Genomic DNA, 10,162 nt, shown 5'->3' with positions numbered 1-10,162 from the left:
ATGCTGCCCAAGGCGACGACGTCTACAAAGACGGCGGTGAAATCAGCCTGGGCATCAAGTCGGCCGCCGACATCGGCAACCGTCCGTTCGAGAACCTGCAGCTGGGCGACGCGGCGAAGGTCACCGTCACCGACACCACCGACGAAGTGATCGCCAAGCTGACCGCCACCCCTTCGGTCACCGAAGGCGGCGTGATCACCTACACCGTGACGCTGACCAACAAAGACGGCCTGCCGATCAACAACCACTCGGCCCTGACCTTCACGCTGAACGATGGCAAGACCACCATCACCGTGCCGGCCAACGGCACTGTGGGTACTGCCACCGTGACTGCGTCGGACAACCCGTACGTGGGCGCCAACGACCCGGTCGTGAAGTCGATCGCCTCGGTCAGCGGCACTGATGTCGGCAAGTTCGAGCAACTGACGCTGGACAAGACTTCGGTCACCACCACCGTCACCGACGAGCCAGGCTCGGGTACTCCAGGCACCGGCAACCAGGGCGACGTCACCACGGTCGGCATCACCGGCACCACTTCGCTGACTGAAGGCGAAACCGGCCAGTACACGCTGACCCTGAGCAACGCGTCCAAGTCCGAAGTCACCATCACGCTCAGCTACAGCGGCACCGCCAAGAATGGTGAGGACTTCACCGGTGTCACCACCGTGAAGATCCCGGCCAACAGCACCGGCACCACGTTCAACATCGCTACCATCGACGACAAACTGGTCGAAGGTACCGAGAACTTCACCGTGAAGATCGAGACCGCCACCGGCGGCACCTTCGAGAACCTGCAGGTCGACAGCACCAAGTCGAGCGTGACTACTGCCATCCTGGACAACGACCACCTGCCGGTTTCGCCTGGCGGTGCGGTGTTTGGCGTGGAAGACACTGACTACGTGTTTGCCTGGAGCGATTTCAAAACCACCGATGCTGATGGCAACACCGGCCTGTCCGTGACCATTACCTCGCTCCCGGCCGCTGGTAGCCTGCAGTTCTACAACGGTACTGCGTGGGTGAACGTGACCGTCAACCAGGTGATCAGCCAAGCGGACATTACTGCCAAGAACCTGAAGTTCGTCCCGGCTCTCAATCAGTCGGGCGCGGACAACTATGGTGGCAACGGCGTGGGCAATCAGCAGGCCGACTACGCGCAGTTCAAGTTCAAGCCGAACGACGGCACCAACCTGGGCAGTGAAGTGACCATGAAGGTCGACATCAGCCCGGTTGCCGACAAACCGACCCTGAGCTTCGGCAGCGCCGAAATCGAGTCCAAAGGCCTGACCAAGGAAGTCTGGACGACCCTGAAAAACCTGGGTACTGGCGGTAACGGTATTACCGGTGAGGAGCTGAAGACAGTGTTTGCCAACTCTGGCAACGCCAACTCCAGCAGCACCACCACCAACGTTCAGTCGGATGCCAGCGTCGCAGGTGGCAGCGGCTCGAAAACCTCGGGCCTGATCTACCTGGAAGCCGGCAAGACCTACACCTTCAGCGGTACTGCCGATGACAGCTTCGTGGTCACCATCGGCGGCAAGACTGTGGTCACTGCTACCTGGGGCGCGGGTGGCGCGGTTTCGGGCAGCTTCACCCCGACCACCAGCGGCTACTACCCGATCGAGGTGTACCACGCCAACCAGTCCGGTCCTGGAAGCTATGACCTGAACATCCAGGTGGGTTCGGGTGCCGTCACCGACCTGAGCAGCTCGAACGTCAAGATGTACCAGAACGTGACCGAGATGGCCAACGCCGGCCTGGGCGTGTCCGACCTGCACACCGTGAACGGCCAGAGCTACTACGACGGCTACAAGCTAAACGAAGGACCGGAAGGTGGCTCGGTCAAACTGGTCGGTATCAATACTGCCCTGACCGACACCGACGGCTCCGAGACGCTCGCCGTGACCCTCAGCGGTATTCCGAAAGGGACCGTGCTGAGCGATGGCGCCGGCCATACCGTGACTGTCGGCAGCACGCCGGTGGATGTGACTGGCTGGAAACTCAGCGGCCTGACACTGACCCCGCCGGCTTACTACAAAGGCTCGTTCGACATCACGGTCACCTCGACTGCCACCGAAAGCCTGGGCGGTTCGGCCATCACCACCGGCAACATCCCGGTGACCGTGTACGCCGCGACCTACAAGGCCAGCGTGGGTACCTCGGGTAATGACACGCTGTCCGGTAGCGAGGGCAACGACATCATCGTCGCCGACGTGTCGGGCCTGAACGTGGTCCAGGGCAAGAACTACAACATTGCCTTCATTGTCGACAGCTCGGGCAGCATGAGCGACAAATCGATTTCCGATGCGAAGACGCAGCTGGCCTCGGTATTCAATACCCTCAAAGCCAGCCTGGGCTCCGATACCTCGGGCACGGTCAATATCTTCCTGGTCGACTTCGACACCCAGGTCAAGCAGAACGTGGCGGTGAACCTTGCCGACCCTAATGCCCTGAGCAAGCTGCAGAGCGTATTGACCTCGATGGCCAGCGGCGGTGGTACCAACTATGAAGATGCCTTCAAGGCCACGGCCAACTTCTTCAAGAGCACCATGGCCACCAGCAACACGGGTGCGGAGAACCTGACCTACTTCATCACCGACGGTAAACCGACGTACTACCAGAACGGGGAATCGTCCAATCCTCGCCTGTGGACGGGTGGCAAGTACCTGGATGATGTCGTCAACGTCAACAACTACAAGCTTGGCGACTCGTTCAGCACCATGGTCGACAGCACCCACAAGCTGGAAATCAGCAGCAACGGGACGGTCACGCTCTATACCTACAAGAGTAACGGTCGCCTGGACTCGACCAACGAACTGGGTACTATCCATGCCCAGGGTGATGGTACATACGAGCTGTCCGACCTGGCCGGTACTGGCTACGCTGAATCCTGGAACTATTACTACTCGGCGGCAGGGTCCAGTGCGAGCTTTACCGTACTGGGTGATAAAACCAGCGGTCTGAGCAAGGTGCAGGCGATTGGCCTGAACAGCGATGTCACACTGAACGACCTGAAAGCTTATGACACTGCTGGCAAGCCACAAACCAACATCGACCCGTCCGACCTGGCCAAGGCGATTCTCGGTCACTCCGAGGCGACCCTGCCAGGTGCCGATACGGTCGATGGCGGTAACGGCAACGACATCATCTTCGGCGACCTGATCACCCTCAACGGTGTTGTCAGCGAGGGCTACCAGGCCCTGCAGACCTACGTTGCGCAGAAGAGCGGTGTGGAAGTCAGTGCCGTCACCACCGGCAATGTGCACCAGTACATCACCGAGCACTACAACGAGTTCGATATCTCCGGTGCCAACGATGGCAACGACATCCTGTCGGGCGGCAATGGCAACGACATCCTCTTCGGGCAAGGCGGTAACGACACGCTCGATGGTGGAAAAGGTAACGACATCCTGTTGGGCGGTACTGGCAATGACACCCTGATCGGTGGCCTGGGTAACGACATCCTGATCGGTGGTAGCGGTGCCGACACCTTCGTCTGGAAGGCTGGCGACTACGGCAACGACGTGATCAAGGACTTCAAAGTGGCCGAAGGTGACCGCATCGACCTGAAGGACCTGCTCCAGGGCGAGAAGGGCAGCACCATCGACAACTACCTGAAGCTCACCACGGTGGAAGGCACGACTACGCTGCAAGTCAGCAGCGAAGGCAAGCTGAACGCCGAAGGTGGTGTCGCCAACGCCGACGTGACCATCAAGCTGGAAGGGGTGAACTGGTCCAACACCACGATCAACTCGTTGATCAGCGGTGCTGACCCGACCATCATCATCCACAACAAAGACAGCTGATGTGCGAGTGGGCCGTGCCTGACAGGCGCGGCCTTTGCCCGACTGATGCGGTCCCCTGTAGGAGCGGCCTTGTGTCGCGAAAGGGCTGCAAAGCAGCCCCGGCGATTTCGGCGTTGACGCTGAAACCGCGGGGCCGCTCTGCGGCCCTTTCGCGACACAAGGCCGCTCCTACAGAGAGCGCGTCAGCCAGGCGGTAGGCACACCGGCTCTTTCCTGCCATCTTCCGACAGCGCATACTCTTGCGCCCGGCCTGCGCGCCCGGCGATCTTTGCCTATGCTGCTGTCTACCAACAAGGAAACAACGTGACGAGGGACACCGCCATGTTCTACGTGCAACGCGACGCCGCGGGCCAGTTGCTGCGGGTAGAAGCAGCCGCTTTTGACCAGTTCACCGAAATGCTCCCCGCTGACCATGCCGACGTCCAGGAATGGTTTGCCGATGACGTCGTGGAAAACAGCCTCAACCAGCTCAAGCAAAGCGATCTGGACATGATCCGCGTACTTGAAGACTTGATCGACGTGCTGGCCGCCAAGGGTGTATTCAAGATCACCGACCTGCCCCCAGGTGCCCAGGCCAAGCTGCTCAACCGCTCCACTGCGCGCAAGGCGCTCAGCAGCCTGAACAACCTCATCGATGAAGAAGAGCATGGCGGGCTGATCTGATCCTGGCTACTCAAAGCCCAGTGCTATGGTTATTCATTAAAGGTATTTAAAATATCGCTCTTATGACTTTATAGTCACACCACTGCGTACCCGTCGACCAATCGATGCGCCGCACGACTTGAACCCACACGGGAAAACCCCGTGCGTTTCTGATCGTTGCGCGCCATTGAAGTCGCGCACTGCGTGGGAGTGAATAATGTCAGCCGCCTCGAACGCCTTGTCGACCATCGACAGCGCCCAGCCGCAAGTGTTTGAAATCCGCCCGTTCTCTGGTGCCGTAGGCGCCGAGATCATCGGCCTGGACCTGGCCAAACCGGTCAACGCCGAGGATTTTACCCGTATCCATCGCGCCCACCTCGACCACCATGTGCTGGTGTTCCGCGACCAGCGCATCAGCCCGGAACAGCAAATCGCCTTCAGCCGCCGCTTCGGTGAATTGCAGATCCATGTGCTCAAGCAGTTCCTGCTGACCGGCCACCCCGAGATCCTGATCGTTTCCAACATCGTCGAGAATGGCCAGAACATCGGCCTGGGTGATGCCGGCAAGTTCTGGCATTCGGACCTTTCGTACAAGGAACTGCCCAGCCTCGGTTCCATGCTGCATGCCCAGGAGCTACCCAGCGAAGGCGGCGACACCCTGTTCGCCGACATGCACAAAGCCTGGGATGCCGTACCTGACGCCCTGCGCAAAGTCGTCGAAGGCCGCGGTGCCGCTCACTCCTACACCGCCCGCTACGCCGAGACCAAGTTCGAAGGTAACTGGCGCCCGACCCTGACGGCCGAGCAACTGGCGCAGGTAAAGGAAGTCATCCACCCGGTGGTCCGCACCCACCCGGAAAACGGCCGCAAAGCGCTGTTCGTCAGTGAAGGCTTCACCACCCGCATCGTCGGCCTGCCAGACGACGAAAGCCGCGACGTGCTGCAACAACTCTACGCCCTGAGTGTGCTGGAGCAGAACATCTACCGCCACCAATGGCAGCCCCACGACCTGGTGTTCTGGGACAACCGCTCTCTGATCCACCTGGCCGCCGGCTGCCCCGCGCACCTGCGGCGCAAGCTGTACCGCACCACCATCCAGGGCGATGCCCCGTTCTGACGACTGAGGAAAACATCATGCGCAAATCCATCAGCCGCCTGGCGGCAAGTATCGGCCTGGGCGCAAGCCTGGTTGTCGGCAGCCTGGCCGCCCCCGCCGTGGCCCAGGCCGAAGGCAAGATTCGTATTGCCGAGCAGTTCGGCATCGTTTACCTGCTGCTGAACGTGGTGCGTGACCAGCACCTGATCGAAAAACACGGCAAGGAGCAGGGCATCGACATCGAAGTCGACTGGGCGCAGCTGTCGGGTGGTTCGGCCATCAACGACGCACTGCTGTCCGGTTCGGTGGACATCGCCGGCGCTGGCGTCGGCCCGCTGCTGACCGTGTGGGACCGCACCAAGGGCCGGCAGAACGTGAAGGCCGTGGCCTCGCTGGGCAACTTCCCGTACTACCTGGTCAGCAGCAACCCCAACGTGAAGACCATCGCCGACATCACCGACAAAGACCGCATCGCCGTGCCAGCGGTAGGCGTGTCGGTGCAGTCGCGGTTCCTGCAGTATGCCGCCGCCCAGCAGTGGGGCGACAAGGAATACAACCGCCTCGACAAGTACACCCTCGCCGTTCCGCACCCGGACGCCACCGCCGCGTTGCTGGCTGGCGGCACCGAGCTGAACGGGCACTTCTCCAACCCGCCGTTCCAGGATCAGGTACTGGCCAACAAGGACGTGCACGTGGTGCTCAACAGCTACGACCTGCTCGGCCCCAACTCGCCGACCTTGCTGTTTGCCACCGAGAAATTCCGCAAGGACAACCCTAAAACCTACAAGGCTTTCGTTGACGCCCTGGCCGAAGCCGCTGACTTTGCCCAGAAAGACAAGGCGGCTGCCGCCGATACCTACATCCGTGTGACCAAGGCCAAGATCGACCGCGACGCGCTGATCAAGCTGATCGACAACCCGCAGTACGAATTCACCGTCACGCCAAAGAACACCTACAAGCTGGCCGATTTTCTCTACCGGGTAGGCGCAATCAAGCACAAGCCGGAATCGTGGAAGGACTACTTCTTCCAGGATGAACGCCCGTTGCAGGGGAGCTGACCGATCATGACCGCCCCATTGCCAGGCCACACGGCCAGCAACCTGAGCCGTGTCGCAACGCCGCCTTTGCTCAAGGTGGACAACCTCAGCCTCGAGTACCGTACCGCGCAACGCGTGGTGCGGGCCACCCACCAGGTCAGCTTCGAAGTCGACCGTGCCGACCGTTTTGTGCTGCTCGGCCCCTCCGGTTGCGGCAAGTCCACTTTGCTCAAGGCTGTCGCCGGTTTCATCCCGCCTCAGGAAGGGCAGATTCTGCTTCAGGGCCAGGAGGTCCGCGGCCCAGGCCCCGACCGTATCGTGGTGTTCCAGGAGTTCGATCAGCTGCCGCCGTGGAAAACGGTGAAGCAGAACGTGATGTTCCCGCTGCTGGTGTCTGGCCAGCTCAAGCGCGCCGAAGCCGAGCAGCGGGCACTGCATTACCTGGAGAAGGTCGGCCTGGCCGCCTTCGCCGATGCCTATCCCCACACCTTGTCGGGCGGCATGAAGGCACGCGTGGCAATTGCCCGCGCCTTGGCCACGCAGCCAAAGATCCTGCTGATGGATGAGCCGTTCGCCGCTTTGGATGCGCTGACACGGCGCAAGATGCAGGAAGAACTGTTGCTGTTGTGGGAGGAGGTGCGCTTCACCTTGCTGTTCGTCACCCACTCCATCGAGGAGGCGCTGGTGGTCGGCAACCGCATTTTGCTGCTGTCGCCGCACCCTGGGCGGGTACGTGCCGAAGTGCATAGCCATCAGTACGACCTGGGCAGCCTGGGTGGCAGCGACTTCCAGGCCAGCGCCCGGCGTATCCACCGTTTGCTGTTCGAAGAGGCGGATGCCCCGGAGCAGCCCGACGACCTTGGCTTCAACGATATCCGCATCGCCTACTGACAGGAGCTACAGCCATGACCACTACACCTGTACGCCAGGAATACGAGGTGCAGCTGGAGCCCCTGCTCAGTGTGCCGCTGGAACGACAATTGCCATTGGCCCAGCGCCTGTGGCAGCAAGGCTGGCTGCGCAAGGCGGTGATCCTGCTGGTGATCGCTGTACTGTGGGAGGCCGTCGCCCGTTATCAGGACAACGACTTGCTGTTGCCCAGCTTCCTGCAAACCGCCGCAGCCCTGTGGGACGGCCTGATCAGCGGTGAGCTACCGGCCAAGGTCGGGGTTTCGCTGGTGATCCTGCTCAAGGGCTATGTGCTGGGCATCATCCTGGCCTTCGGCCTGACCAGCCTGGCGGTGTCGACCCAACTGGGGCGGGACCTGCTGGGCACGTTGACCTCCATGTTCAACCCGTTGCCGGCGATTGCCCTGTTGCCACTGGCCTTGCTGTGGTTCGGGCTGGGTGACAACAGCCTGATTTTCGTGCTGGTGCATTCGGTGCTGTGGGCCTTGGCGCTGAATACCTATGCGGGCTTTCTCGGCGTGTCGGAAACACTGCGCATGGCGGGCCGCAACTATGGCCTGAAAGGGCTGCGGCTGGTGCTGCATATCCTCGTGCCGGCTGCCTTGCCATCGATTCTGTCGGGGCTGAAGATCGGCTGGGCCTTTGCCTGGCGCACACTGATCGCCGCCGAACTGGTGTTTGGTGCCAGCAGCGGTAAAGGCGGGTTGGGCTGGTACATCTTCCAGAACCGTAACGAGTTGTACACCGACAAGGTATTTGCCGGGTTGGCAGTGGTGATCCTGATCGGTTTGCTGGTGGAAGGGCTGGTATTCAACACCCTGGAGCGGCTGACCGTGCGGCGGTGGGGGATGCAGCGCTAGCAGGTAAACCTGTGTCAGCCTCTTCGCGGGCATGCCCGCTCCCACAGGAAAGCAACCAGCTTGAAGGCCTGTGGACTACCTGTGGGAGCGGGCTTGCCCGCGAAGAGGCCGGCACAGGCTATCAACCAAGGTACTGAGCCGCCGCATTGCTCAGGATCCTGCCAATCTCTTCGCGCAACCCCGCAGGCTGCTCCACCACCACGCCATCCCCATGGCTCAGCAGCCACCATCGCAACGGCCAGCCATCGCTCACCGTGGCCCGCAACCGGTGCCCATGCTCCAGCGCCGTCAACTGCATGTCGCTACTCAACGGCGCATCCCGCAGCTGCCGTGCCAAAGCATCGCTGATCCGCGCCACAAGCCCCACGCCCTCACCCTTGGCCGGTTGCAATGCATCACCACGCAGGTGCGTCAACAAGTCGAAATTGCCGCGCATCTCGCCCACTGCACTCGCCGACCAGTGCCAGCCGAACGGGATGCTCTTGTCATTGCGCTCTAATGGGAAGATCAGCGATAGCTCGTTCAGGTCGCGTTCGACCGTGCGCTTGCTGACGCTGAAACCGACGTCACGCAAGCCCCACACGAGCTCGGCGCTGGTAATGCCCGGGGAGCGGCTGGGCAGTTGGCGTAGCAGCGCCCACTGACGGCTGAGGGTGGCGCGGGTGGTGGCGAACGGCAAAAGTTAACGTCCTTGTCTAGGCTTGCCGCAATAGGATGGCGGCACGCGAGCGGCATGGCAATTGGCCACAGCTTGCTCAGATCAAGGAAGTCGCATTTGGTTGCCTGGTGCCGAATCGTTCGCGACAGGTTTTGACGTGACGTCACGCAAAATCACGCCTCATCACAGCCGAAGGTTGGGGTTGTGCGCCGTTCAATGAGGATGAACATGTCTGCTGCCAGCAATATCCATTCGCTGCTTGCCCGCCTTCTGCCCGAGCGGGTGATCGCTCCACCTGCTCCCGCCGGGCGGAGGCTGCCTCTGTTTGCCGGTGTGGGCTTGCCCAGCCAGCGCTCGCTGCTGGTCAACCGCCTGGATGAGGCCAGTGACTTGCAGGTGGTTTATGCCGACCTGCGCCGCCAGGCGCTGCACGGCAGCGTGGCAGCACTGAATGACCTCGGCTGGATCTGGCTCAACGGCAAGTACTGGCGCGCCGACACCGTGCTGGCTGGGCACCTGTTGCGCATGGCGGCCCTGCAAGGCAATGCCGCTGCCTGGTTCAATCTTGGGCAGCAGCACTACTTTGGCAAAGGCATCGACCCTTCCTACAGCCAGGCGGCGGAGTGTTACCGGCAAGCCTTCGAGCGGGGCATGCTGCACGCGGCTGCGGCATTGGGAGACCTGTATGAGGAGGAGGTGTGCGATGGCGACCAGGATTGGCAGGTCGACCTGGTGCAGGCCTACCAGTGGTTCATGCGCGGGGCTGAGCGCGGTGAGGCCCGGTGCCGTTTCGAGGTGGGTTACCGGTTGATGCATGGGTTGTATGTTGAAGCCGACCTCAAGGCCGCGCTGTACTGGTTGGAGCTGGCGGCAGCGGCAGGGGTGGTGCAGGCGGCGGAGGAACTGGCGGTGCATTTCAGTAGCTCTGACGCGGTGCGTTATGAGGAGTGGCGGGACCGGGCCGTGCAGATGGGCAGCACATTGGCCCTTACCATGAAGCTGGAAGACCAGATACAACCCTGAGTTTTGAGTCGCCTGTGCCGTCCTCTTCGCGGGCACGCCCGTTCCCACAGGAAAACCATAGGCCTCTGAAATTGTGCAGTACCTGTGGGAGCGGGCGTGCCCGCGAAGAGGCCGGCACAGGCAAATAATGAACA

The 10,162-nt window shown here is 61.5% G+C and carries 8 protein-coding genes; 7 read left to right on the top strand and 1 reads right to left on the bottom strand.

Going from position 1 to position 10,162, the window contains the following annotated elements; translation table 11 throughout:
* From ACQKPZ_RS09305 to ACQKPZ_RS09280, 6 genes are all read left to right on the top strand, one after another.
* Window positions 1-3,803: immunoglobulin-like domain-containing protein (locus tag ACQKPZ_RS09305; protein ID WP_427537114.1), on the top strand; the 3,803-nt coding region annotated here is incomplete at its 5' end.
* Between the two features lie 321 nt (window positions 3,804-4,124).
* Window positions 4,125-4,466 (top strand): tryptophan synthase subunit beta, encoded by a 342-nt coding sequence (locus ACQKPZ_RS09300; RefSeq protein WP_427537118.1) that lies wholly within the window; start codon window positions 4,125-4,127, stop codon window positions 4,464-4,466.
* Window positions 4,467-4,662: 196 nt separating this feature from the next.
* Window positions 4,663-5,562 carry a TauD/TfdA dioxygenase family protein gene (locus ACQKPZ_RS09295; protein WP_391128704.1) on the top strand — a complete coding sequence of 300 codons (900 nt, stop codon included), beginning with the start codon at window positions 4,663-4,665 and terminating at the stop codon, window positions 5,560-5,562.
* A 17-nt stretch (window positions 5,563-5,579) separates the two neighbouring features.
* Window positions 5,580-6,599, top strand: a complete 1,020-nt coding sequence (locus ACQKPZ_RS09290) for an ABC transporter substrate-binding protein (protein ID WP_391128702.1) — start codon at window positions 5,580-5,582, stop codon at window positions 6,597-6,599.
* A gap of 6 nt (window positions 6,600-6,605) precedes the next feature.
* Window positions 6,606-7,469: an ABC transporter ATP-binding protein gene (locus ACQKPZ_RS09285; RefSeq protein ID WP_427537112.1), complete on the top strand. Its 864-nt coding sequence runs from the start codon at window positions 6,606-6,608 to the stop codon at window positions 7,467-7,469.
* A 14-nt stretch (window positions 7,470-7,483) separates the two neighbouring features.
* Window positions 7,484-8,347, top strand: a complete 864-nt coding sequence (locus ACQKPZ_RS09280) for an ABC transporter permease (protein WP_427537110.1) — start codon at window positions 7,484-7,486, stop codon at window positions 8,345-8,347.
* 121 nt (window positions 8,348-8,468) lie between these two features.
* Here the strand turns inward: ACQKPZ_RS09280 and ACQKPZ_RS09275 are convergent, their stop codons facing one another.
* Window positions 8,469-9,026: a WYL domain-containing protein gene (locus ACQKPZ_RS09275; protein ID WP_427537108.1), complete on the bottom strand. Its 558-nt coding sequence runs from the start codon at window positions 9,024-9,026 to the stop codon at window positions 8,469-8,471.
* Between the two features lie 207 nt (window positions 9,027-9,233).
* On the opposite strand from ACQKPZ_RS09275, the gene ACQKPZ_RS09270 reads away from it, so the two are divergent.
* On the top strand, window positions 9,234-10,028 hold the full coding sequence (locus ACQKPZ_RS09270) for a tetratricopeptide repeat protein (RefSeq protein WP_427537106.1): 795 nt from the start codon (window positions 9,234-9,236) through the stop codon (window positions 10,026-10,028).
* Window positions 10,029-10,162 lie beyond the last annotated feature (134 nt).

Source organism: Pseudomonas sp. NPDC089547 (assembly GCF_050280665.1).
GTDB lineage: Bacteria > Pseudomonadota > Gammaproteobacteria > Pseudomonadales > Pseudomonadaceae > Aquipseudomonas.
The sequence above is the reverse complement of the archived record's forward strand: the minus strand, read 5'-3'. Positions and strand labels throughout refer to the sequence as shown.

Coding starts and splice junctions, on each gene's coding strand:
- ACQKPZ_RS09300 (WP_427537118.1), top strand. CDS start 4,125: ATGTTCTACGTGCAACGCGACGCCGCGGGCCAGTTGCTGCGGGTAGAA.
- ACQKPZ_RS09295 (WP_391128704.1), top strand. CDS start 4,663: ATGTCAGCCGCCTCGAACGCCTTGTCGACCATCGACAGCGCCCAGCCG.
- ACQKPZ_RS09290 (WP_391128702.1), top strand. CDS start 5,580: ATGCGCAAATCCATCAGCCGCCTGGCGGCAAGTATCGGCCTGGGCGCA.
- ACQKPZ_RS09285 (WP_427537112.1), top strand. CDS start 6,606: ATGACCGCCCCATTGCCAGGCCACACGGCCAGCAACCTGAGCCGTGTC.
- ACQKPZ_RS09280 (WP_427537110.1), top strand. CDS start 7,484: ATGACCACTACACCTGTACGCCAGGAATACGAGGTGCAGCTGGAGCCC.
- ACQKPZ_RS09270 (WP_427537106.1), top strand. CDS start 9,234: ATGTCTGCTGCCAGCAATATCCATTCGCTGCTTGCCCGCCTTCTGCCC.